The 23,178-nt window shown below is 46.2% G+C and carries 17 protein-coding genes, 25 tRNA genes, 1 rRNA gene, 1 riboswitch and 1 other annotated feature (1 of these 45 running past the window's edge); of the genes, 6 read left to right on the plus strand and 37 right to left on the minus strand.

Annotated features, from left to right (window positions below):
* Positions 1-35: 35 nt before the first annotated feature.
* Positions 36-377 (minus strand): YlbF/YmcA family competence regulator, encoded by a 342-nt coding sequence (locus tag QN079_RS15095; RefSeq protein ID WP_005227708.1) that lies wholly within the window; start codon positions 375-377, stop codon positions 36-38.
* 70 nt (positions 378-447) lie between these two features.
* Entirely contained in the window at positions 448-2,610 is a 2,163-nt protein-coding gene (locus QN079_RS15100; protein WP_005227705.1) for a PBP1A family penicillin-binding protein, read from the minus strand.
* 191 nt (positions 2,611-2,801) lie between these two features.
* Here QN079_RS15100 and QN079_RS15105 point away from each other — a divergent pair, with 191 nt between their 5' ends.
* Positions 2,802-3,656 (plus strand): RluA family pseudouridine synthase, encoded by an 855-nt coding sequence (locus QN079_RS15105; RefSeq protein WP_213354780.1) that lies wholly within the window; start codon positions 2,802-2,804, stop codon positions 3,654-3,656.
* 94 nt (positions 3,657-3,750) lie between these two features.
* Here QN079_RS15105 and QN079_RS15110 read toward each other — a convergent pair whose 3' ends face one another.
* From QN079_RS15110 to QN079_RS15120, 3 genes are all read right to left on the minus strand, one after another.
* The gene (locus QN079_RS15110; RefSeq protein WP_353957174.1) at positions 3,751-4,827 is read right to left on the minus strand and encodes a M23 family metallopeptidase; all 1,077 of its coding nucleotides are present in this window, start codon (positions 4,825-4,827) and stop codon (positions 3,751-3,753) included.
* A 141-nt stretch (positions 4,828-4,968) separates the two neighbouring features.
* Entirely contained in the window at positions 4,969-5,688 is a 720-nt protein-coding gene (locus QN079_RS15115) for a pseudouridine synthase (RefSeq protein WP_118215432.1), read from the minus strand.
* Positions 5,689-5,757: 69 nt separating this feature from the next.
* A complete protein-coding gene (locus QN079_RS15120; RefSeq protein ID WP_015510492.1) occupies positions 5,758-7,404 on the minus strand; it encodes a putative polysaccharide biosynthesis protein in 1,647 nt (548 codons plus the stop codon).
* 199 nt (positions 7,405-7,603) lie between these two features.
* Between QN079_RS15120 and murE the strand changes: the two genes are divergently transcribed.
* Positions 7,604-9,124, plus strand: a complete 1,521-nt coding sequence (gene murE / locus QN079_RS15125) for a UDP-N-acetylmuramyl-tripeptide synthetase (protein WP_015510493.1) — start codon at positions 7,604-7,606, stop codon at positions 9,122-9,124.
* 71 nt (positions 9,125-9,195) lie between these two features.
* Here the strand turns inward: murE and QN079_RS15130 are convergent, their stop codons facing one another.
* Positions 9,196-9,495 carry a DUF5960 family protein gene (locus QN079_RS15130; RefSeq protein ID WP_005227682.1) on the minus strand — a complete coding sequence of 100 codons (300 nt, stop codon included), beginning with the start codon at positions 9,493-9,495 and terminating at the stop codon, positions 9,196-9,198.
* Positions 9,496-9,715: 220 nt separating this feature from the next.
* Between QN079_RS15130 and QN079_RS15135 the strand changes: the two genes are divergently transcribed.
* Positions 9,716-9,946: a hypothetical protein gene (locus tag QN079_RS15135; protein WP_289230056.1), complete on the plus strand. Its 231-nt coding sequence runs from the start codon at positions 9,716-9,718 to the stop codon at positions 9,944-9,946.
* 105 nt (positions 9,947-10,051) lie between these two features.
* Here the strand turns inward: QN079_RS15135 and leuS are convergent, their stop codons facing one another.
* Positions 10,052-12,466, minus strand: a complete 2,415-nt coding sequence (leuS, locus tag QN079_RS15140) for a leucine--tRNA ligase (RefSeq protein ID WP_010749009.1) — start codon at positions 12,464-12,466, stop codon at positions 10,052-10,054.
* Between the two features lie 87 nt (positions 12,467-12,553).
* Positions 12,554-12,773 (minus strand) — a binding site (T-box leader).
* A 42-nt stretch (positions 12,774-12,815) separates the two neighbouring features.
* On the minus strand, positions 12,816-14,513 hold the full coding sequence (locus QN079_RS15145) for a LysM peptidoglycan-binding domain-containing protein (protein ID WP_081116953.1): 1,698 nt from the start codon (positions 14,511-14,513) through the stop codon (positions 12,816-12,818).
* Between the two features lie 300 nt (positions 14,514-14,813).
* On the opposite strand from QN079_RS15145, the gene QN079_RS15150 reads away from it, so the two are divergent.
* The 3 genes from QN079_RS15150 to mnmM are packed head-to-tail and all read left to right on the plus strand — an operon-like array spanning position 14,814 to position 17,015.
* On the plus strand, positions 14,814-15,464 hold the full coding sequence (locus QN079_RS15150) for a phosphatase PAP2 family protein (RefSeq protein ID WP_015510495.1): 651 nt from the start codon (positions 14,814-14,816) through the stop codon (positions 15,462-15,464).
* A 14-nt stretch (positions 15,465-15,478) separates the two neighbouring features.
* Positions 15,479-16,462, plus strand: coding sequence for a tRNA modification radical SAM protein MnmL/YtqA (mnmL, locus tag QN079_RS15155; RefSeq protein ID WP_081116954.1), 984 nt, complete (start codon positions 15,479-15,481; stop codon positions 16,460-16,462).
* Entirely contained in the window at positions 16,437-17,015 is a 579-nt protein-coding gene (gene mnmM / locus QN079_RS15160; protein WP_015510496.1) for a tRNA 5-(aminomethyl)-2-thiouridylate-methyltransferase MnmM, read from the plus strand. Before mnmL ends, mnmM begins: the two co-directional genes overlap by 26 nt.
* Positions 17,016-17,039: 24 nt before the next feature.
* Here the strand turns inward: mnmM and QN079_RS15165 are convergent, their stop codons facing one another.
* The 29 genes from QN079_RS15165 to rrf form a co-directional block, all read right to left on the minus strand.
* The gene (locus QN079_RS15165; RefSeq protein WP_005227672.1) at positions 17,040-17,819 is read right to left on the minus strand and encodes an alpha/beta hydrolase; all 780 of its coding nucleotides are present in this window, start codon (positions 17,817-17,819) and stop codon (positions 17,040-17,042) included.
* A 22-nt stretch (positions 17,820-17,841) separates the two neighbouring features.
* Positions 17,842-19,299, minus strand: a complete 1,458-nt coding sequence (locus QN079_RS15170; RefSeq protein WP_289230057.1) for an MDR family MFS transporter — start codon at positions 19,297-19,299, stop codon at positions 17,842-17,844.
* A 66-nt stretch (positions 19,300-19,365) separates the two neighbouring features.
* The gene (metK, locus tag QN079_RS15175) at positions 19,366-20,550 is read right to left on the minus strand and encodes a methionine adenosyltransferase (protein WP_060792588.1); all 1,185 of its coding nucleotides are present in this window, start codon (positions 20,548-20,550) and stop codon (positions 19,366-19,368) included.
* Positions 20,548-20,629, minus strand: a riboswitch (SMK box riboswitch). It overlaps the preceding gene by 3 nt.
* A 91-nt stretch (positions 20,630-20,720) precedes the next feature.
* Positions 20,721-20,792, minus strand: a tRNA-Glu gene (locus tag QN079_RS15180).
* Positions 20,793-20,807: 15 nt separating this feature from the next.
* Positions 20,808-20,881 (minus strand) — tRNA-Ile (locus QN079_RS15185).
* Between the two features lie 16 nt (positions 20,882-20,897).
* Positions 20,898-20,968 (minus strand) — tRNA-Gly (locus QN079_RS15190).
* 7 nt (positions 20,969-20,975) lie between these two features.
* Positions 20,976-21,048: transfer RNA gene (locus tag QN079_RS15195), tRNA-Phe, on the minus strand.
* Between the two features lie 8 nt (positions 21,049-21,056).
* Positions 21,057-21,130 (minus strand) — tRNA-Asp (locus tag QN079_RS15200).
* Positions 21,131-21,169: 39 nt separating this feature from the next.
* Positions 21,170-21,243: transfer RNA gene (locus QN079_RS15205), tRNA-Met, on the minus strand.
* A gap of 66 nt (positions 21,244-21,309) precedes the next feature.
* Positions 21,310-21,399, minus strand: a tRNA-Ser gene (locus tag QN079_RS15210).
* A gap of 12 nt (positions 21,400-21,411) precedes the next feature.
* Positions 21,412-21,483: transfer RNA gene (locus QN079_RS15215), tRNA-Glu, on the minus strand.
* Between the two features lie 9 nt (positions 21,484-21,492).
* Positions 21,493-21,580, minus strand: a tRNA-Ser gene (locus tag QN079_RS15220).
* Positions 21,581-21,601: 21 nt separating this feature from the next.
* Positions 21,602-21,675, minus strand: a tRNA-Ile gene (locus tag QN079_RS15225).
* Positions 21,676-21,692: 17 nt separating this feature from the next.
* Positions 21,693-21,763 (minus strand) — tRNA-Gly (locus tag QN079_RS15230).
* 1 nt (position 21,764) lies between these two features.
* Positions 21,765-21,841, minus strand: a tRNA-Asp gene (locus QN079_RS15235).
* Between the two features lie 38 nt (positions 21,842-21,879).
* A tRNA-Met gene (locus QN079_RS15240) sits at positions 21,880-21,953 on the minus strand.
* 66 nt (positions 21,954-22,019) lie between these two features.
* Positions 22,020-22,109: transfer RNA gene (locus QN079_RS15245), tRNA-Ser, on the minus strand.
* Positions 22,110-22,135: 26 nt separating this feature from the next.
* Positions 22,136-22,209: transfer RNA gene (locus QN079_RS15250), tRNA-Ile, on the minus strand.
* A 13-nt stretch (positions 22,210-22,222) separates the two neighbouring features.
* Positions 22,223-22,296, minus strand: a tRNA-Met gene (locus tag QN079_RS15255).
* A 28-nt stretch (positions 22,297-22,324) separates the two neighbouring features.
* Positions 22,325-22,397: transfer RNA gene (locus tag QN079_RS15260), tRNA-Ala, on the minus strand.
* A gap of 13 nt (positions 22,398-22,410) precedes the next feature.
* Positions 22,411-22,484, minus strand: a tRNA-Pro gene (locus tag QN079_RS15265).
* An 11-nt stretch (positions 22,485-22,495) separates the two neighbouring features.
* Positions 22,496-22,569: transfer RNA gene (locus QN079_RS15270), tRNA-Arg, on the minus strand.
* 11 nt (positions 22,570-22,580) lie between these two features.
* Positions 22,581-22,666: transfer RNA gene (locus QN079_RS15275), tRNA-Leu, on the minus strand.
* An 18-nt stretch (positions 22,667-22,684) separates the two neighbouring features.
* Positions 22,685-22,756: transfer RNA gene (locus QN079_RS15280), tRNA-Gly, on the minus strand.
* A 10-nt stretch (positions 22,757-22,766) separates the two neighbouring features.
* Positions 22,767-22,839: transfer RNA gene (locus QN079_RS15285), tRNA-Thr, on the minus strand.
* 7 nt (positions 22,840-22,846) lie between these two features.
* Positions 22,847-22,928: transfer RNA gene (locus QN079_RS15290), tRNA-Leu, on the minus strand.
* A 14-nt stretch (positions 22,929-22,942) separates the two neighbouring features.
* Positions 22,943-23,015 (minus strand) — tRNA-Lys (locus QN079_RS15295).
* Positions 23,016-23,018: 3 nt separating this feature from the next.
* Positions 23,019-23,091: transfer RNA gene (locus QN079_RS15300), tRNA-Val, on the minus strand.
* A 16-nt stretch (positions 23,092-23,107) separates the two neighbouring features.
* A 5S ribosomal RNA gene (gene rrf / locus QN079_RS15305) occupies positions 23,108-23,178 on the minus strand; it runs 45 nt beyond the window's last position.

Consider the following 23,178-nt stretch of genomic DNA (forward strand, 5'->3'; position numbering starts at 1 on the left):
ATTCACTTGCTTCTTTGGTCTTTGTTGGTTGGCGATTACGCTTCGTATAGATCTCTTACCGGACCCATGATGATGCGGTTCAAGTCATTAGCTACTAAGCTGAAGGCTTGCTCTTTTTGCATCAAGTCAGAAACAATGCCGTCTTGTTGAATTTTTTGCGATAATTCTTGGGCTTTTTGCGCTTCTTCTTCTGTCATTTCTTCGCCAGCCATCATTTTTTGTTGCAGGCTTTGTTGCAACTCTTGAAACTCTTTGAATAACGCATACGCTTCTTCATTTGCTTTCAAGCGGTCGAAAGAACCTTTCAAATCTTGAAACTGTTCTGACTCGCGTAATTCACGTTCTAATTGGTTTGCTGTATCATAAATATTTGCCATTTTGACGCCTCCTCTTTTTTTCTAGTATACCATTCTTCTCAGGTTCTAGACTAGCAGTTGCCTAATTCCTTTAATTTCCGCTGATGGAATTCCACAAGCCACCAAACAGTTCTTTCGTTCCTTCTTTGATCTTGCTGCCGAATTCCTTCATGCCTTCTTTGGCGCTTTCGGCAAAGTCATCGATGGTTTTCTGCCAATCATTGCCATTTTGTGACGTACTGCTCTCAGGATCTGGTACTTCATCGGCTGCCATCAATTTTCCACCTGTCCAATAAGCGTCTGCAACTTGGAATTGGGTGCCTTGACTATAAGGCAGTAAGCTTTCGGCCTCTGCTTTGAATATTTTCCCAACGACTTGCCCACTGGTTCCCGTTAAGTAATGATCTTCACTCACATGTTCAAATCCTAACCAAGTTGAAAGAACCATATCAGGGGTATAGCCGACGATCCATTGGTCATTGACCTTAGAAGCATCAAAGTTGGTCTCTGTCGTACCCGTCTTGCCGGCGATCGTAAAGCCGTACGGACTGGCACTAACACCCGTCCCGTTAGAAAAGGTGCCTAGCATCATGCTCGTCATTTTATCAGCGGTCTCTTTAGAAATCACCCGTTTGCCTTGCACAGACGTATTGTCAACGATCACGGCACCGGTAGAATCAACGATTTTGGTGATCAAATGCGGTTTGTAGTAATACCCGCCATTTGCGAAAACGCCATACGCTGCTGCCATCGTCATGGGTGATTCCCCTTTTTCCAAACCACCTAATGCTAAGCCATAATATTTGTCGGATTCGGTCAAGGAAAGTCCAAACTCTTGTGCTTTGCTGTACCCACGATCTAAGCCGATCTCATGCAACAGCCAAACTGCTGGCAGATTCAGGCTTTGGGCGAGGGCTTGATACATGACTGCTTCGCCAGCATAGGTCCCATCAAAGTTTTGAGCATCATAAAAATCGAGGGGCTCGTCTTTCAGGATACTATCGGGTTCAAACCCAGCTTCTAGGGCAGGGGCGAAGACGCTGATCGGTTTGATCGTGGAGCCTGGTGAACGTTTCATTTGCGTGGCAAAATTAAAGCCTCTAAAGACGTGCTCGCCACGACGACCCACCACCGCTTGCACCCCACCGGTATTCGGATCAAGTGCGACAGAGCCTGATTGCACCATCGTGCCATCAGCGGCATTTTCAGGGAACAAGGCATCGTTTTTATAGGCAGCTTCCATTTGCGCTTGGTAGTTTTGATCCAGTGCTGTATAGATCTTGTAGCCGCGATTCATGACATCATCGGCGTCCAACCCATAGGATTCGGCTTCATCGATGACCGCATCGAAATAATAAGGATACTTATAGCCAGATTCTGAATTGCCAAATCCATCATACAGTAAATTGGCTAAGGCAACTTGTGATTCTTGGTCAGCAACGGACTGGTCCAACTTGCCGTTATCCACCATCAAACTCAAGACGGTATCGCGACGGTTCGTGGCGTTTTCCAGATTGTCGATCGGGTTATAGATCGAAGGACCTTTGAGCATCCCCACCAACGTCGCAGCTTCTCCCACGCTTAGTTCAGAAGCATTGACACCGAAATATTTTAGCGAGGCATCTTGAATGCCCCAAACCCCGTTACCGAAATAGGAACTGTTCAAATACATTTCCAAAATCTCATCTTTGGAATATTTCTTCTCGATCTCGATCGCTAAGAAAAGCTCCTTGGCTTTTCGACTAAAGGTTTGATCCAAGGACAGATAGGCATTTTTGGCAAGCTGCTGGGTGATGGTACTTCCCCCACCGCCTTCGGCACTGCGGTTGACCAGCATGCGCAGGGCTGCCCGAGCGATCCCCTTGATATCAAACCCGTGGTGATTATAGAAGTTGCGGTCTTCGGTTGAGATCAAGGCGTTGACCACATCACTGGAAATGGCATCAAGAGAAACGTACGTGCCTTTTTGCGAGTACAACTGCCCTGCTTCATCGCCATTGGCATCAAAAATCACCGTAGATTCTTTCAGACCTGACTCTAATTCACTGACTTTCGTATTTTTGGCGATATAAAACAAATACCCGCTCATGATTAAGATAGCAACTAAACTAAGTAAAATAAAAATTTTATTTACGTGGTATTTTTTCCAAACCCGCTTGCGCCATTGATGAAATTGCTGCAAATACGGTTTTAACCAGCGCCAAAAGGTCAGCCAACCGGTCTTTATTTTGTGAAGGATGTGTTTCCAATCCATTACTTCACGCTCCTTTGGTTAAGTGTAGCATAAATGACTTTCTTTGTTATACGGCTCTAGACGTAATTTCATTCGAAAAGAATGCTTTATTATTCTAGCATTGAATGCTCTGTTTTTTATTGTTTTTTTTATAAGAAAAGCTTAAAGATGCTATAATAGTCGATAGCGAACAGCAAAGAAAGGACGTTTTTATGGAATACACCATGACTTTACCCGAAAATCACCCGCCCATGCCGCTTCGCGATTTGTTGGAACGGGAGTGGCTCGTCCCACGAAAAGTGCGCCATTTTCTGCGCACACGGAAAAATGTTACCGTCAATCAGCAGCCCGCGATGTTTCATCAAGAAGTTCGTGGCGGCGATCAAATCACTTTGATCATTGAAGACAGTGATTACAGCTATCAGCCGATCCAGTTAGGCCAAGCAGACAAAGTCGACGTACTTTTTGAAGATGAGCACTTATTGGTGCTGAACAAGCCTGCGGGGGTCAAGACGCACCCCAATCAGCCATTAGAAGCAGATACCCTATTGAATGATGCAGCTGCTTACCTTGCGCCGAAACAGCAGCAGCCTTACGTGGTCCATCGTCTAGACAAAGAAACCAGCGGTGTCGTTTTATTCGCAAAAAATCCTTTGGTGTTGCCGATCTTGGGTCGAATGTTGGAAAACAAACAGATTTTCCGCCGCTATCAAGCCACAGTTTGGGGCAAACTTACGCAAGATCAAACGATCGCCAAAAAAATCGGTCGTGACCGTCACGATCGTCGCAAGCGGATCATTGACCCCCGCAACGGTCAGTCAGCCGTCACCCATATAACCATCGCCCACACCCAACAAAAGACGACCGATGTGTATTGTGTGTTAGATACGGGGAGGACCCACCAAATTCGCGTCCACCTTGCCAGTATCGGTCATCCAGTCGTCGGTGACCCGCTTTATCAAAACAAACCAGCGCCGCGTTTGCTACTGCATGGCTATGAATTGCATCTGGAGCATCCCTTTACCAAAGAACAGTTAGTGATCATCGCTCAACCGGGCTTGTGGTAAACAAAAAAAGCATGACGACTTGAGGAACCCCTCTTGTCAGTCATGCTTTTTGGTTTCAGATGTTTTTTTCAATGTTTCTACTCGGTGCTTTGGCTTATAGCGGTAAGTAAGCTGCTGGATCAACGAAATCCGACCACAACGTCTTACTCAATCCAAAGTGCAGATGGACGCCTGTCGAGTTTCCAGTCGTCCCCATCGTACCTACTTGGTCGCCGACTGCAACGGTTGCCCCCTTCGAGACACTGACAGCTGTTAAGTGAAAATAATACGAGTAAAAGCCGTTATCATGAGCCAAAATCACGTAATTCCCCGTACTTGGACCATAACCAGCATCTTCTACCTGACCATCCCGAGCGGCGACGATCTTCTCCCCCGCTTGACCTGTGAAGTCGATCCCGTCATGCTGCGTCCCAGAAAAACCAGTTGGGTCAGCTCGAGTGCCAAACCCGCTGGAGATCGACACGGCGCCCGTGATTGGCAGTGAAAATTCACTGGCTGCTGCTTTCTCTGCTGCTTCTTTGGCTTTTTGTTTTGCTTCTTCAGCGGCTTTTGCTTCTTTGTCCACTTTTTCTTGCAAGTCTTGTACTTGCGCTTGCGTTTGCTGCAGCTGCTCTTGTTGGCTCTGCAATTCTTCTTTTGCTGTTGCTAGTTGTTCTTTACTATGTACTAATTGGGCTTGCGTCAAGGTTTGGTACGAAGTGATTCGTTGCTGTTGGGCTTCTTTTTCCGCCAATTGTTGGTTCACTTCCCGTAAAGCCGCTTGTTGTTCACTAAACTTGCGTAGTTGTTGGATCGTGGCTTGTGGTCCGTCGACTACCAGGCTGCTTGGCGCTTGGCTTTCTTGATGCTGGGCTTTTTGGTCATTCAGAGCAGCGATCTGCGTTTGAACTTCCTGGCTTTCTTGTGCTAATTGGGTTAATTCTTCCTGATAATCCGCTAATTGACTTTCCAGCGCTGTGACTTTCTGTTGGCTAGTGGTGACTTCCTCTTCATACGTTGCAAGTTCTGCAGTCAAAACTGTCAGTTCCTCGGTGCTCTTCGTTTCAGCAGCATAACTGACAGCTGGCTGGAAAAGCGGCAACGTAAGGGCGAGCAATAAAAAAATCTTTTTCTTCAATGAGGCAACTCCTTCTTTTTTTAGTAGCTTGGCTACTTTAACATGCTTATTCATGAAAAAAAAGAGGGTTTTTCCAACAGTTTAAAGTCTATTGTTGCAAATTTTCATGTAAATTACCTATAAAACGGGCTTTTTTTACAAATATTGCAGCCGAATAACAACTTTTATAAGAATTTCTTTAGCTCGCCAACCGCCTTATCCTCGCTCTTGCAGCTTCGCCAATTCCTCAGACGTTAATTCCCGATACTCGCCTAATGCCAAATCATCTGGCAAGGACAGGCCTCCCATGCGAATCCGTTTCAAATAAACGACTTCTTTTCCTACTGCATGGACCATCCGTTTGACTTGATGAAACTTGCCTTCATGGAGGATCAGTTTGATCTCGCTGCGCATTTCGTCTTCATCGACGTTGAGGATCTGCAGCTCAGCCGGCAAAGTCCACTCGCCGTCTAATTTGATGCCTTTGGCAAAGATTTTTTGATCCTCCGCTGTCATGATTCCCTCAACTTGGGCATAATATTCTTTTTCCACATGCTTTTTAGGCGACAATAATTGATGCGCCAATCCGCCATCGTTCGTAATCAGCAAAAAGCCTTCGGTGTCTTTATCCAACCGTCCTACTGGAAACAGATCTTCGCGAAATGCTTCTTCAGAAAACAAATCTAAGACCGTCTCTTCATAGGAATCGACGGTTGCCGAAATCACGCCGGCGGGTTTATTCAGCAAATAATAAAACTGGCTTTGATAGGCGATGGGTTCCCCCTCAAAACAAACGGTATCTTGTGTTTCTTGTACTTGTGCTTTGTCACTTTTGATGACTTGTCCATTGACGGTCACGAGACCTTTTTTGATCAACTGTTTCACTTCTTTGCGGGAGCCATAGCCCATATCCGCTAAAAATTTGTCTAAACGCATCGGTTGCTTCCTTTCATATAAAACAGCCGCCAAGGTCTCACAAAGGAGGCTCAGCGGCTGCTTCTAGTTTTATTTGATGTGTAATTTCTGGCGTAAACGAACCATTGATGAGCCGAGTAATTTTTCAGCTAAACGCAATTTCAGCGCAATGTAGATGTATACACTGCCGCCGACTCCTGCTACTAGCAAGCTCAAGATAAAGGCTTGGACTTTTCTTTCAGAGCTCAAGACAAGCCCAAAGAGTTGGCGAGCGATCAACGCTGCGATCACCATAATGATCGTCATCGCGCCAATCAATAATGTCCGTCGCAACGTTAAGTTTACATTGAAATGGCCTTTGCGAATCATTTTGCGAATATTCAGCCAGCAGACGATCCCTAAGGCAATCGTGGTAGAAACCAATGGACCGTAGACTTGGAACAAACGAATCGCTGGATACTGCAAGATCACTTTCACCAGTAACCCTACAAAGAAGAAAACAACCGCTTCTTTGTTGTGGTACATCCCTTGCAGCATACTCGAACTAAGCATAAACAAGCCCAAGACCAGACCAGAAAGACAGGCAGCGACTAAGACGCTCGCCCCTAACGCATCTGGACGATAAAACAAGGTGTATAGAGGATAAGACAGTACGATCATCCCAAAAGTCGCTGGAAACATTACAAAGGAATACAATTGCAAGTTGTTGCTGATCAATTTGGCTAAGTTCTTTTTGTCTTTTTTGGCGACTGCTTCACTGATCAAAGGTAGTCCCGTTGAAGCCATGGAAGTAGCTAATCCGATAACCACCATCGTCAGCTTATCAGGGTTGCTGCCGAAAATCGCCATTAGTTCTAAGAGCTGATCATTTGAAAATTCGGTAAAACTGCTCATCATTCGAACAAAGGTGTACTGATCCACCAATTTTAAAATCGTGATCCCTGAGCCTACGATAATAAAAGGGATCGCTTCTTTGATGGTCGCTAAAACCAATTCTTTGGTTTGCAGCACCGTTTCTTCTTTGCTCATATCGACTAAAACATCCATCCGCACCCGCTGCTTTTGGAAGTAATAGCCTAATACCAAAATGCTGGCTAAGACACCGATAAAGGCGGCAAAGGTCGATTGCGTCACGGCTGCCGTGTATTCGCCTTCGATGACCCGCATAATGATGAAGGTCGCTAAAAGCATATAACAGACACGAGCGATTTGTTCAACGACTTGCGAGATCGCAAAAGGTTTCATGTCTTGGTTTCCTTGGAAATACCCTCGCATGACACTCATACAAGGAAAAACCAATAAAGCAATACTCAATGAGCGCATCGCAGGAATCAATTCTGCGCCTCCGCCTGAAGCCGTTGCCAACCACGGGGCTGCCAAATACATGATTCCAGCGGTCACCACGCCAAAGCCTGCCATCAATTGAAACGCTCGTAAAAAGAGCTTCTGACTCGTGCGGTATTCTTGGCGAGAATTGTAAAAAGAAATCTGTTTGGCAATTGCTGAAGGGATCCCCGCAGTGGAGATCATTAAAAATAAGGCGTAAACATTATAGCCCATTCCAAACAACGCATTTGCTTTATCCGCATTTGCGCCCATCCAATAATACCAGGGTAAAATGTAAATAGCGCCAAGCAAACGTGAGCCGATATTTCCCATCGTCATCCAAGCAGATCCTTGAGCCATTTTTTCTTGTGTAGTTAATTCTTTTGACACTGAACGCATGTGTTTATCCATCGCCATTATCTCCAACTTTCTACAAACATATCCCTTCCATTTTAATTCGAAAAAGGGTTGGTCGCAATCTATTTTTGCAACATCTTAAAGTTTCTTCAAAATAAGGAGAAAAAAAAGAAAACTTTTCCCTCCCAAACGGCGGTTTTTAGGAGTTATGCTATAATAAGAGAAATCTTTAGAGGAATGAAGGAGAACAACGATGCAAAAGGAACTCATTACCGTGCCACAGATCCGCAAGCTCTTATTGCAGGAAAACCTATTGAAAGAAATCATCACCCCCACTGATTGGGTTTATACCGTGCCGCAAGAAATGACTGATCTTGCCTTTACCTCATTAAGCTACGACTCGCGAACAGCCGATGCGGCGACGCTTTTTTTCTGTAAAGGGGCTTCTTTTAAAGAAAGCTACCTGGCTGCCGCCATTGACCAAGGGATTCAGTGCTACATTTCAGAAACGCCCTATGACAACTTTGCAACTTATGGAATCATCGTCACCGACATTCGAGAAACGATGGCAGTGATCGCTCAAGCGTTTTATGGCCATCCTCAAGAACAGCTGGTGACCATCGGCATCACGGGAACAAAAGGCAAAACCAGCTGCGCCTATTTTGCTCGGGCGATTTTAGCAGAATCGACGGGTCAAAAAGTAGCATTCTTTTCATCTGAGGAAAACTCAGTCGATGGAAAAACCTTTAATGAAGCAGTGTTGACGACCCCCGAAACACTGGATCTTTATAAGATGATGGCCGAGGCTGTCGCAAACGGCATGACCCATCTTGTGATGGAGGTTTCTTCCCAAGCCTATAAAACCAAACGGGTCGCCGGTATTACCTTTGATATTGGCGCGTTCTTGAATATTTCGCCTGATCACATTGGACCAGTGGAACATCCAACTTATGACGATTACCTTTACTGCAAACGGGAACTGATCCGCAACAGCAAACAGATGATTTTGAATCGCCAAAGCGATCACTACCACTTGCTGCGAGAAACTTGTGAAGTCCATCAAGTTCCTTATATCACCTACGGACGTTCAGACGCCGATTATGTCGTCCAAGAAGGGACAGATCTAAAAGGCTTTGCGCTGTCAGCTGCTTCTGATGTCTTGCAAGTCTCTGGGGAATATCAACTGGGGATCTTAGGTTCTTTCAACCATGAGAACGCTGCAGCTGCGATTTTAGCTGCCTGCTTAGCGGGTGCCTCTCGTGAGGACGCTCAGAAAGTCCTGCCGACAGTGATCATCCCTGGACGAATGATCGTTTTAGAAAAAGAAAATGGCGCAGTCATGATCGTTGACTATGCCCACAATTACCTTAGCTTCCAATCATTAAGTGAACTTGCCCGCCAATTGCGCCCAGAAGGCCGCCTGCTTTTTGTCACTGGCAGTGCTGGCGGCAAAGCACAATCTCGCCGAGCAGATATGGGACGAGCGCTAGGAGAATATGCGGACAAAGTCTACCTGACCAGCGATGATCCTGATTTTGAAGAAGCAGATGCGATCGCAAAAGAAATTGCAGCTGCGATCACCAATCCTGAAGTTGCCATCATTCATGAGATGGATCGGGCTCAAGCCGTCAAATCGGCGATTGCTGAAGCAGACAGTAAGGATATCGTGATTATTGCGGGCAAAGGCGCCGAACAATACTTGAAAGTCGCTGGAAAAAAAGTCCCTTACATCGGTGACTTGACCTTAGCGCAGCAGCAAGCCAAACACCAATAGCAACAAGTTGCCTCAACAAAAAAACTTTCAGATGATTTAACAGATCATCTGAAAGTTTTTTTTCTGCGTGACTAAGGTTGTTCGTCTTCGTAAGTCTCATAGACATAGGGTGCGCCATCATAACGGAATTCTGTTGAAATGGCGGCGTCAAGGTCTTCGGTAAACATTCGTTTGCTGAAAGGAAACAAAAAGACTTGCCCTTCTTTGGCATCTTCGGCTGCTAAACGGTAAAACAGCTCTTCTTCTGTTAATTGTTGATTCAACTGTTCCAAGACATCGGCAGTGACTGCCTCTTCCTCATAGCCAGGTTTGGCAATCCGTGCATAATCTTCAAAAAAAGCCGACTGGCCTTCAAATGATTGATACTCCATGTAAGTCCCCTCTTTCTTTTCTCTTACTTTATTATACGAGAGTCCGTGAGGATCAGCGAATAATATGATCGGTCTACAGGGGAATTTTTACTTTTCTGGTGCTTAAATATGTCAGAAACATTTCAAGTGTATTACGAATCAATTATTTGACAAAATCAGATTGAACACGCATCCAAATTTTGTATAATGATACATAGAGACTATAAAAGGGGCAAATGTAATGAACAACGCAAAGAAAAAAATTTTCGTCGGTACTGGTACTGCAATTGGTTTTGTCGCAATCGTTGCTATGATGGCTCAGTTCATGATTTCCAATCATCTATTTGGCGGAAGTGATGCTTCATCAGAAATTTTCACTCGCGCTACATATCCAAACGGCTTTCTACTAGTGATCTTGATTCCATTGGTCGCAACAGCCGCTTTGTTCTATGGGATCATTCGCAAAAAATAACAAAAAAGTGTTGCTGAGAACCACTCAGTAACACTTTTTTTCTTTGTCGTCACCAAAAAGCTGCCTAACAGACCCTCGATCTGCTAGGCAGCTATTTTTTAGCGTTTAGTTTGCAACGATATTGACCAATTTGTTCGGTACGACGATCACTTTACGGATCGTTTTTCCTTGGAGCTGTTCTTGGACAAGTTCGTTTTCTTGCGCCAATTGTTCAAGCACTGCTTTTTCGGCATCCGCTGGCACCATTGCTTTGGCGCGAACTTTGCCGTTGACTTGAAAGACGACTTCGATCTCGTCTTCCACTAGGGCACTTTCGTCATAGGTTGGCCATGGCACATAAGAGATCCCATGGTCATTCCCGAGGATCGACCATAGCTCTTCCCCGATATGCGGTGCGATCGGAGCCAATAGCTGCACAAATCCTTCGACATATTCGTAAGGCAAGGCATCGGCTTTGTACGCTTCATTGACAAAGACCATCAATTGGGAAATCGCCGTATTGAAGTGCAGCTGCTCAAAATCTTCCGTCACTTTCTTAACGGTTTGATGGTAAACTTTCGACAATTTGCCATCGTTGAATGTCGTGATGCGGTCACGCATTTTGCCATTTTCATCGACGATCAAGCGCCATACGCGATCCAAGAATTTACGACTGCCTTCAAGGCCATTCTCATTCCAAGCGATCGATGCATCCAATGGTCCCATAAACATTTCATATAGACGCAAAGTATCCGCACCGTATTGATTGATGACATCATCTGGATTGACGACGTTGCCGCGGGATTTTGACATTTTTTCATTGTTTTCCCCAAGGATCATCCCTTGGTTGAACAATTTTTCAAATGGTTCTTTCGTTGGCACGACACCGATATCATACAAGAATTTATGCCAGAAGCGAGCATAAAGCAAGTGCAAGACAGCGTGCTCTGCGCCACCGATATAAATATCGACTGGCATCCAGCGTTTCAATTTGTCGTAGTCTGCCAAAACAGACTTATTATGAGGATCAATAAAGCGCAAGAAATACCATGAGCTTCCAGCCCATTGCGGCATCGTATTGGTTTCACGACGTCCTTTTTTCCCAGTTTCAGGGTCGGTGACATTGACCCAATCCGTGACATTGGCTAATGGCGATTCACCAGTACCGCTTGGTTTGATATTGTCGGTTTTTGGCAAACGCAACGGCAGCTGATCTTCAGGAAGCGTCGTAGTCGTCCCATCTTCCCAATGGATGATTGGGATTGGCTCTCCCCAATACCGTTGGCGAGAGAACAACCAATCGCGAAGACGATAGCTGACTTCTTTTTTCCCAACGTGGTTTTCTTCCAACCATGCGACCATTTTTTCGATGGCTGTCTCTTTGTCTAGCCCATCCAAAAAGTCTGAATTGATATGCAGTCCATCTTCGGTATAGGCAGATTCTTCTACGTTGCCCCCTGCCAATACAGGAATGATCTCTAAGCCAAATGTTTTGGCAAATTCGTGGTCACGTTCGTCATGGGCAGGAACCGCCATGATCGCACCTGTTCCATAAGAAGCCAAAACATAATCGGCGATCCAAATCGGGATCTCTTTACCATTCACGGGATTGATGGCATAGGCACCTGTGAAGACACCAGTTTTTTCTTTGGCCAAATCTGTTCGGTTCAAATCAGATTTTTTCGACGCTTCTTCTACATAGGCATCAATGGCTGCTTTTTGTTCTGGTGTAGTGATTTGGGCCACTAGCTCATGTTCTGGTGCCAATACGGCGTAGGTCGCACCAAACAAGGTATCTGGGCGAGTCGTAAAGACGGTAAAGTCTTTTTCCATCCCTGCCACTTTAAACGTAACGTTGGCTCCGACCGAACGTCCGATCCAATTGCGTTGCATTTCTTTGATGCTTTCTGGCCAATCAACTTCTTCTAAATCGTCCAACAAACGATCAGCATACGCTGTGATTTTCAGCATCCATTGGCGCATCGGTTTGCGGATCACATCGTAGCCGCCCCGTTCGCTTTTTCCGTCAATGACTTCTTCATTGGCGATCACGGTCCCAAGCTCTGGTACCCAGTTTACTGGAACTTCGGCTTCATAAGCTAACCCTTTTTCATAAAGCTTGGTAAAGATCCATTGCGTCCACTTGTAGTACTCGGGATCTGTCGTATTGATTTCACGATTCCAGTCATAGCTGAATCCTAGCGCATTGATTTGACGGCGGAAGGTCTCAATATTTTTCTTCGTGAATTCCGCTGGATCATTTCCAGTGTCTAGTGCATATTGTTCGGCAGGCAGACCAAAGGCATCCCAGCCCATTGGGTGCAGTACATTGTACCCTTGGCTGCGTTTGAAGCGGCTCAAGATATCCGTAGCTGTATAGCCTTCTGGATGTCCGACATGTAATCCTTGTCCAGATGGATATGGGAACATATCTAGCGCATAAAATTTTGGTTTGTCCGGCTCATCATGGGTGTTGAATTCATTTTTCTTTGCCCAATATTTTTGCCATTTTTTTTCGATTTCTTTGTGATTGTAATTCACGATGGACTCCTCCTAAAAAATTGGTGTTTTGCTCGTCAAATCAACCAGCAAAACTTAAAAAAAGTCCTATAAAAATCGCTATGATTTTTATAGGACGTTATCAACGTGGTACCACCTAAGTTTATCTGCTCCTCAAAAAAGCAGACCTCGATGTTTTAACGGCCATCGCCGTATCTGCCTAGCCAAATCAGGTTCAGTCAGATATCACTCGAAGACGAGTTCGAAAGGTGTGCTGTGCATTTCCACCAACCATGCACTCTCTAAAAGTCCCACCGTACTTCTACTATTCCTTCTCAAACGTGAAAGTTTCTTTGCACTTATCCTAACAAAAATCATTAGGAATAGCAATCTATTTTACCCTAACTGTTTGTCCTGGATAAATAAAGTTATTTTGAATATTGTTCCATTGGATAAATTGATCCGTCGTGATGCCGAACTTATCTGCGATCCCCCAAACAGAATCCCCCGATGCGACCTTGTACGTACCATTTGTCGCTGAAGTGCTGGTAGTAGCTGCCGTGCCGCCTTGCTTGACGACCACCTTTTGTCCTGGATAGATAAAATCATTTTTGATGTTGTTCCAGCTGCGGAATTGGTCCATCGAAATCCCGTGTTTATTGGCAACTGACCAGACTGAATCACCAGAAGCCACCGTATAGGTGTTGCCTGCAGCACTGCTGCTGGTTTGGCTGCTGACGGTCGTGCTCGTCGTTGTACTTGTACGGGTAGAACTACCGCTGACAACCACCTTTTGACCTGGATAAACATAGTCGTTTTTAATATTGTTCAAGCTGCGGAACTGATCCATCGAGATGCCATGCTTGTTAGCGATCGACCAGACTGAATCGCCAGCTGCCACCGTGTAGGTGCCGCCACTGCTTTGGCTAGCCGTTGATGCTGTGCTGACGGTCGTAGTACTGCTGGTATTCGTAGACGAACCACCGCTAACGACAACTTTTTGCCCTGGATAGACAAAATCATTTTTGATGTTGTTCAAACTGCGAAATTGATCCATCGAAATGCCATGCTTATTGGCGATCGACCAAACGGAATCGCCAGAAACTACGGTGTAGGTATTGCCTGATGTAGTTGCTGAAGCATTGCGATTGACGATCGATACCGTTGAAGTTGCCGAAGTACTTTGGGCGCTGCCGTTGACTTTCAAGGTTTGTCCTGGATAAACAAAATCGTTTTTGATATTGTTCAAACTGCGCAGCTGATCCATGGAGATGCCATGTTTGTTGGCGATCGACCAGACTGAGTCCCCCGAAGCGACTGTATAGGTTTGACTACCGCTCGTGCTGACAGCTGATGTCGTGGTCGTCGTACTCGTTGAAGCACTGGCTGTGGCGCCTCCACCGGCATTGCCAGAAGCTGGCGTGTCATATTTCGTTAACCCAAATTGCTGGATCACGGCATTCAGTGAAGAGGCATAGTTTGGTGCAGTCGCATAACGGCCTGCTAGCCATGCGGTTGCATCAAGATATGAAGTCGTATTGCTTTTCCAAGCGCCAGAATAATACGCGACACCGCTTTGTAAAGAAGTTGAGCGTAAAGTACGTGCGTTATCTTCAAATGATTGCGTGTAAGATGGGTAACGCTTAAAGGGTTCATTCATAGTCAACCATTGGTTGTTCAAATATTCTAAGGTACTCATATAAACGGTTTGACCGTTATAGCTGCCTTTGATTCCGAAAAGATTGTAATTCGGTGCTTTTGATAAGCTGCTTCGGCCCCAACCACTTTCTAAAATGGCTTGCGCGATCATCACAGAAGCATATAGATCGTTGGCGTTTGCCACAGGTTGGGCGTACGTAGCGATTTCAGCAATAAACGCGGAAGTATTCGGCGCGGCAAAATTGCTAGTAGAAACTTGGGCGATCGAGGTCTCTACGGCTTCTGCTTGAACCGATGACACCAATGGAGCTACAACAGAGCAAGCAGTCAGTGTTGTTCCTAAAACAACTGCACTTTTTTTGATCACTCGATACTTATCGCCCGATTGGTCTGCTTGACGATGTACTTTTCTTGATTGACTCGTGTTCATGTCCGTTATTCCTCCGTTTTTTCCTTATAGTGAACGTAGGTTTAGTATACAATTTCTTAAGAATTTATAAAAGGTATTTGAGCCGATTTCAGAAACTGTAAACTCTTTGTAATCAAACGAACATTTATTGCAATGAAGCAATTGGCCTGCTCCCGATAAACGTATCGCTTGCTCAGACGAGTAACCCCTTGCTCGTTCCCTGCTTTTTCCGACTTGTGATAAATGCTATAATACCTTCTAGATGTCTCTTTGACTTAATGACAATAATTGACAGAAATTCTCTAGAAACGAGGCTTATCCATGCATAAAAAACTTTATTTTCAATTTGCGGGCAGTTGCTTTTTACTGCTGTTCGTTTTTCTCGGCTATGTCGTGAAATTTTACCCTACTTGGTTGGTCTCCTTTGACGAAACCTTGACTCGCATCATCCGCAGCGGCTACCCGTTTTGGACACCGTTTTTTCTATGGGTCACAAAATTTGCGAATCCTACCACGATCATCTTGCTCTTTCTCGCTGTTTTAGCTGTCTTAGTGATCAACAAGTATTATGCTGAAGCTCTATGGCTCAGTATTGGTACCATCGGGATTGCTGGGCTCTTTAATCCATTGATCAAACTGGTCTTTTTACGGGAGCGCCCAACTCTTGAACACTTAGTCACGGAATCAAGTTTCAGTTTCCCCAGTGGACACTCGACGGGCAGTATGATTTTTTATGGAACCTTGCTCTTCTTGGTCCCAGTTTTCTTCAAGCAGCCTTTTTGGCAATGGGGCATCCGCCTTTTGCTGGGCCTTTTGATTGGCTGCATCGGCATCAGCCGTATTTATGTTGGTGTGCATTTTCCCAGTGATGTGTTAGGCGGTTTTTGTGTCGGCCTGTCTTGGCTGCTGTTGACCTATCCGTACTACTTGCAAAAACGCTTTGTCTGGCGCTTCACGCGTAAACAATTATAAAAGAAGGTAAAAAAATGAATCCATTTCCTTATGCAGAAGATAAAAACAAACGATACCATTCGTGGAACTTTGCTTTGCGGCAAGAATTTGGCGAAAAAATCTTTAAAGTCCCCATCGATGCGGGCTTCGACTGCCCCAATCGTGACGGCACCGTTGCCAAAGGCGGCTGTACATTTTGCAGTGTGTCCGGTTCTGGCGATATGATCGTAGCTCCTGAAGCCCCACTGCCAGAGCAGTTTGAAAAAGAGATCGCCATGATGCACAAAAAGTGGCCGCAAGTGGACAAATACATTGTCTATTTTCAAAACTTTACGAACACCCACGCACCGGTGGCAGTGATCCGCGAGCGCTTCGAGCAAGTGTTGACACTACCTGGTGTTGTTGGAATCTCCATCGGGACCCGACCAGACTGCTTACCAGCAGATGTCGTTGACTATCTAGCAGAGCTCAATCAACGCTTTTATTTATGGGTCGAATTAGGACTGCAAACGACGTTTGAAACCACGAGCAATGCCATCAACCGCGCCCATGATTATCAAACTTACTTAGACGGCGTCGCCAGCCTGCGCAAACACAATATTCGTGTCTGTACCCATTTGATCAATGGCCTGCCAGGCGAGACGATCGAGATGATGCAAGAAAATGTCCGCCGCACCATTCAAGATTCTGATATCCAAGGCATCAAACTGCACCTGCTGCATTTGATGCGCAATACTCGGATGCTGCGGGATTATCATGAAGGACGTTTGCAATTGATGCGGCGCGATACCTATGTGTCATTGATCTGCGATCAGTTAGAAATGATCCCCCCAGAGATCATCATTCATCGCTTGACAGGCGATGCACCATGGGATTCTCTGGTAGGTCCAATGTGGAGTTTGAAAAAATGGGAAGTCTTGAATGAGATCGATCAAGAAATGCTGCGCCGCAACTCCTATCAAGGAAAATTCAACGTGCGAAAGGAGCCTGTCAATGCTGCCGACCGCCATGCGCTATAGCCACACCCTTTTAAAAGAAGTTCTGCAGCCGGGACAAACCGCCGTTGATGCCACGATGGGCAACGGCTTCGACACAGAATTACTGGCTTCCTTAGTTGGCCCGACTGGTCAGGTGTTTGCGTTTGATATTCAAGAACAAGCTCTGCAAGCTACAAAAAAGCGGTTGGCTGAAAAAGAGCTGTTGGCGCAAGTCCAGCTGATCCATCAAGGCCATGAGACGTTGGCAGAGGTTGTGAGTGGTCCGGTTCACGCCGCCATTTTCAATTTAGGCTACTTGCCGAAAGGGGACAAAGCGATCATCACGCTGCCTGATACAACGAAAACGGCTTTAGAAGCTTTACTGACACGTTTAGCCCCGAAAGGTAGAATCATCCTCGTCTGCTATTATGGACACGCTGGCGGCGAAGCAGAGCTGAAAGAAGTACACTCCTTTTGTCAGCAGCTGCCGCAAGAGGCATTCAATGTCCTTTCCTACCAATTTATCAATCAGCGCAACCAACCGCCGATCTTATTTTGTATCGAACGAAAAAACCATCAGTCCTCGGCACGTTAAGGTGTCGATCGACTGATGGTTTTTTTATTCACTAAAAAGCCATTGCAGGACTCGTTGGATCCATTGATCCCAAAAATTCCAATCATGATCCCCAGTTCCCGATTCAAACGTTACGGCTAGTTTGCGTTTTTGCAGCTTATCCACCGCATATTCACTTGCCGGATACAGCTGATCCTCGGTTCCGCAGCTAATAAAAAAGCGCGGCGCTGTGCTTGGATCGATGGTCTCAATCAGATGGATCAAATCATTTTCTGACCCTTTGAATTGCTCTAATGGTCCAAAAATTCCTTCCCAATAAGCTTGGCTTCGCAGCTGCAGCAAGGAATCCATGCTTTCAGCCAGCGCTAATGCCCCAGACAAAGACGCTACCGCCGCAAACTGGTCAGGCTTTCTCAGCCCGAGTTTTACTGCCCCATAGCCCCCCATCGAAAGCCCAGCCGCAAAAGTTTTTTCTCGTTTTTGCGTCAGCTGAGGAAACAGCTCATGACAAATCTGTGGTAATTCTTCGGCGATAAAAGTCCAATACTTCATCTCATAGGTCGTATCGGTATACCAACCCAGATCAGTAGACGGCATGATGACCGCTAGTTGATACTCTGCGGCATACCGCTCGATCGACGTCCGTCGCTGCCAGACACTATGATTTCCGTTCATCCCATGCAATAAATAAAGCACCGGGAGATCTGTGCCCGTCGATTGGCTTTGCGTGCCGATTTTTTTCTTGGTACTTTGAGGCAAGATCACATCGATCATTACCTCCATTTCAAGAACATTTGAATAGATATTTGCTTGTAAAAAAGCCATACAATCACCTGCGATCCTTTTTTTATATTGTACCAGATTCTCGCGAAATCGTGCGGGTCAAACCAATCGCTAGCACAATAAGTAAAACACCGATCCCAAAAACCCAGTGTAGACCGCTATAAAGAATCGCCCGTAATTGCCCTAGTAATGCGGTTGGCAGCTGGCGCGCAGCGGCTGGATCTACTAGCTGATTCATGACACTGCTATCATTGACTTGTGCCTGTGCTAAGCCTACGCTATTACTGGTGTTTAAAACGATACCGAAGACCGCTACCATGATGGTTTGCCCGATCGTTCGCAACAGGGTATTGAAAGAAGTCGCCACGCCGACTTGTGTGGGGCCAACACTGGTTTGGGCAGTAACCGTACAAACCACCATCGTTGCCCCTAACCCGACGCCAGTAATAGAAGAAATGACCAAGAACAACCAGAATGAGGTCTGTGCCGGTGTCAAAAACAGCCACAAAGCACCGGTAGCCGTGATCAACAAGCTAACCGTCAAGACCCAGCTGACACTGTGCTGTGTCAACCAACGGCTGGCTAAGAAGGAACCAATCATCCATAAAATCGATAACGGTGCCAACACAAGCCCGCCAATCCCCGCACTCATGCCTAAGACCCCTTGCATCCACATTGGGATATAAACATCGATCCCCATCAAGAAGCCGCTAGCCAAAGCTGCTACGATATTGACCACCACAAATAATTTTGAATGAAACAGCTTCAGATCAATAATCGGATCTGCTGCTTTTTTCTCCACCCGAACGAAGCCGATGAACATAAGGACAGAAAAAACGAACAGACTGAGGACGGGCAGACTCACACCATAATCTCCCAGCAACTGGAAGCCTAGCAGGAGCCCTACTAGCGTCAACATCAACAAGAGACTGCCTGCATAATCAATGTTGACTGCAGCAAAGGCCTTTTTTTCTTCATGAAAATAAAACCAAATCAAGGCAATCAGCCCTAATCCAATGGGTACGTTGATAAAAAAGATCCAATGCCACCCGATCGTATCTACGATCAAGCCACCGGCTAAGGGACCAACGACACTGGCGATCCCCCAAGCCGTACTATTGAGCCCTAAGACTTTCGCCCGCTTTTCAACGGGATACAGGTCCGCAATGATCGTTAGGGCAACGGGCATCATGGCACCTGCGCCTAATCCTTGCAACGCTCTGGCAATGATCAACGTCAACATCGTGTTGGCCATCCCACAAAACGCCGACCCGATAATAAACAGCAACGTCCCAAATAAAAAGACTGGTTTGCGGCCGATATTATCGGCAAACTTGCCGTAGATCGGGGTCAACATCGCACTGGTCAAAAGATAGATCGAGAAGACCCAGTTCATGATCTCGATCCCTTTCAATGAACTGACGATGGTAGGCATCGCTGTCGTAATGATCGTTCCTTCGATTGCGGTCATAAACGTTGCGACAAAGACCGCAATGGTGACTAATTTTACATTGGTTCGCATATAACTCCTCCTTTTACTCCAAAAAAAAGAACCTCTATTGATAGTCATCAATAGAGGTCGCCTCTTTTAATCCTTCACACTTGCCAAAAGTGCCGCCACCTTGTCGGTGCGTTCCCATGGCAAATCGATATCTGTACGACCGAAATGTCCGTAAGCGGCAGTCTGACGATAAATCGGACGGCGCAAATCTAACATTTCAATAATTCCTGCTGGTCGCAAATCAAAGTTTTCCCGTACCGCTTGGATCAAGCGCTCGTTGCTGACGGTTCCTGTACCAAAAGTGTTGATGCTGATCGAAACGGGCTGTGCCACACCGATCGCATAGGCTAATTGTACTTCCACTTTTTTGGCTAGCTTTGCTGCTACGATGTTTTTGGCAATGTAGCGAGCCGCATAGCTGGCTGAACGGTCAACTTTGGTTGCATCTTTTCCAGAAAACGCACCGCCGCCATGACGTGCATAGCCGCCATAAGTATCAACGATGATTTTTCTGCCAGTCAAACCGGCATCCCCTTGAGGACCGCCGATCACAAAACGACCAGTAGGATTGATATAATATTTTGTCTGCTCGTCTAAAAGATCGGCAGGGATCACTTCTTTGATCACTTTTTCGATGACATCACGGTGGATCATTTCATTATCAGCCGCATCATCATGCTGGGTACTAATAACGACGGTGTCCACTCTTTGTGGTTGATCGTTATCATCATATTCAACGGTTACTTGTGATTTTGCATCTGGACGCAAGTAGCTTAGTTCGTTGTTTTTCCGCAACTCTGCTAAGCGACGTACCAGCCGATGGCTCAACGCGATCGGTAAAGGCATCAATTCAGGTGTTTCATCAACGGCAAAACCAAACATCAAGCCTTGGTCGCCGGCACCGATATCTTCTTTATCCGTTTCTCCACGACTTTCTAAAGCATCGTCAACGCCTTGAGCGATATCTGGTGATTGCTCATCGATCGCTACCAAAACAGCAACCGTATCGCCGTCAAAGCCGAATTTTGCTCGTGTATAGCCGATTTCTTTGATGGTTTCTCGGACGACTTTTTGAATATCTACATAAGCAGAAGTAGAAATTTCTCCAAAGACTAAAACCAATCCCGTAGTAACTGACGTTTCGCAAGCGACCCGTGCCATTGGGTCTTCGGCAAGCAACGCATCTAAGATGGCATCACTGATTTGGTCGGCTACTTTGTCTGGGTGTCCTTCTGAAACGGACTCTGATGTAAATAAGTGTTTCTCTGTCATTTTTGTATTCCCCCTAATATATGTTTCGGTTACAAGGCATCTTCGCAGCTGCGAATCCTTTCGGGAACTTGCAACGGACTGATTATAACAAATTTTGACTGCTCATGCTTGAAAAAATGATAAAAAGATCATTTTTGGGCAATAAAAAAACACTCTCAAGAGTGTTTGCATGATCCGTACGGGATTCGAACCCGTGTTACCGCCGTGAAAGGGCGGTGTCTTAACCGCTTGACCAACGGACCAGTTTAAAAATGTAATGGGCCTAAATGGACTCGAACCATCGACCTCACGCTTATCAGGCGTGCGCTCTAACCAGCTGAGCTATAGGCCCCAAATAAAAAATGCAAAGCGGGTGACGAGAATCGAACTCGCGACAACAGCTTGGAAGGCTGTAGTTTTACCACTAAACTACACCCGCATTCCTATGGCGCGGGACAGAATCGAACTGCCGACACATGGAGCTTCAATCCATTGCTCTACCAACTGAGCTACCGAGCCAAAAACAACGGTCTGGACGGGACTCGAACCCGCGACCTCCTGCGTGACAGGCAGGCATTCTAACCAACTGAACTACCAAACCAGAAGCTTTGTATTGCTGCTTTGCCGTTAAACAAAGCAATTGCGGGAGCAGGATTTGAACCTACGACCTTCGGGTTATGAGCCCGACGAGCTACCAGACTGCTCCATCCCGCGATAAGTAATTACTTTACAGTAATTAAAGGACTGTGATTCTTTTGCTCGCAACAAAAGAGACAGTTAAGGAGGATAAGGGATTCGAACCCTTGCACGGTTTTACCCGCCTGACGGTTTTCAAGACCGTTCCCTTCAGCCGGACTTGGGTAATCCTCCAAAAGTAAAAAATGATCCGTACGGGATTCGAACCCGTGTTACCGCCGTGAAAGGGCGGTGTCTTAACCACTTGACCAACGGACCAATAAAAAACGGAGAAGGAGGGATTTGAACCCTCGCGCCGGTTTCCCGACCTACACCCTTAGCAGGGGCGCCTCTTCAGCCACTTGAGTACTTCCCCAAATGTATGACTACATTTTGATGGGCCTAAATGGACTCGAACCATCGACCTCACGCTTATCAGGCGTGCGCTCTAACCAGCTGAGCTATAGGCCCCAAAAAATAAAAGCTAAAGCGGGTGACGAGAATCGAACTCGCGACAACAGCTTGGAAGGCTGTGGTTTTACCACTAAACTACACCCGCATGGCGGTCTGGACGGGACTCGAACCCGCGACCTCCTGCGTGACAGGCAGGCATTCTAACCAACTGAACTACCAAACCATATTTAGCTTTTATTGCGCTTTTGAAAACAAAAGCAATTGCGGGAGCAGGATTTGAACCTACGACCTTCGGGTTATGAGCCCGACGAGCTACCAGACTGCTCCATCCCGCGATAAGTAATTACTTTACAGTAATTAAAAGACTGTGATTCTTTTGCTCGCAACAAAAGAGACAGTTAAGGAGGATAAGGGATTCGAACCCTTGCACGGTTTTACCCGCCTGACGGTTTTCAAGACCGTTCCCTTCAGCCGGACTTGGGTAATCCTCCATAATAAAACAGATACAATGCCACAATGGACCTTGTAGGACTCGAACCTACGACCGGACGGTTATGAGCCGTCTGCTCTAACCAACTGAGCTAAAGGTCCAGGCTCTTAAAAATCGCGGCGGAGGGGATCGAACCCCCGACCTCCCGGGTATGAACCGGACGCTCTAGCCAGCTGAGCTACACCGCGTAAAAAAGAATCATTTATTCAAATGATATGGAGCCTAGCGGGATCGAACCGCTGACCTCCTGCGTGCAAAGCAGGCGCTCTCCCAGCTGAGCTAAGGCCCCTTTTGAAAAATTATCGGGAAGACAGGATTCGAACCTGCGACCCCTTGGTCCCAAACCAAGTGCTCTACCAAGCTGAGCTACTTCCCGTTATTAAAAAGCGCGCCCAAGAGGAGTCGAACCCCTAACCTTTTGATCCGTAGTCAAACACTCTATCCAATTGAGCTATGGGCGCATATTATGAAATGCCGAGGACCGGAATCGAACCGGTACGGTGATCACTCACCGCAGGATTTTAAGTCCTGTGCGTCTGCCAGTTCCGCCACCCCGGCTGAAAATTGCTAAGGCAAAGCGGAAAACGGGGTTCGAACCCGCGACCCCCACCTTGGCAAGGTGGTGCTCTACCACTGAGCTATTTCCGCATATTCCTGATGCCGGCTAAAGGACTTGAACCCTCGACCCTCTGATTACAAATCAGATGCTCTACCAACTGAGCTAAGCCGGCAATGAAGTGCGGGTGAAGGGACTTGAACCCCCACGCCCGAAGGCGCTAGATCCTAAATCTAGTGCGTCTGCCAATTCCGCCACACCCGCATAGGTTATTACTATGAGTCGTACAGGGCTCGAACCTGTGACCCTCTGATTAAAAGTCAGATGCTCTACCAACTGAGCTAACGACTCATATGGGGGTTAACGGGATCGAACCGCTGACCCTCTGCTTGTAAGGCAGATGCTCTCCCAGCTGAGCTAAACCCCCATAAGGTAAAAAAAACGCGTGGCGACGTCCTACTCTCACAAAGGGAAACCCTTCACTACAATCGGCGCTAAGAAGCTTAACTTCTGT

The organism is Enterococcus sp. FZMF (assembly GCF_030263915.1).
Taxonomy (GTDB): domain Bacteria; phylum Bacillota; class Bacilli; order Lactobacillales; family Enterococcaceae; genus Enterococcus_D; species Enterococcus_D casseliflavus.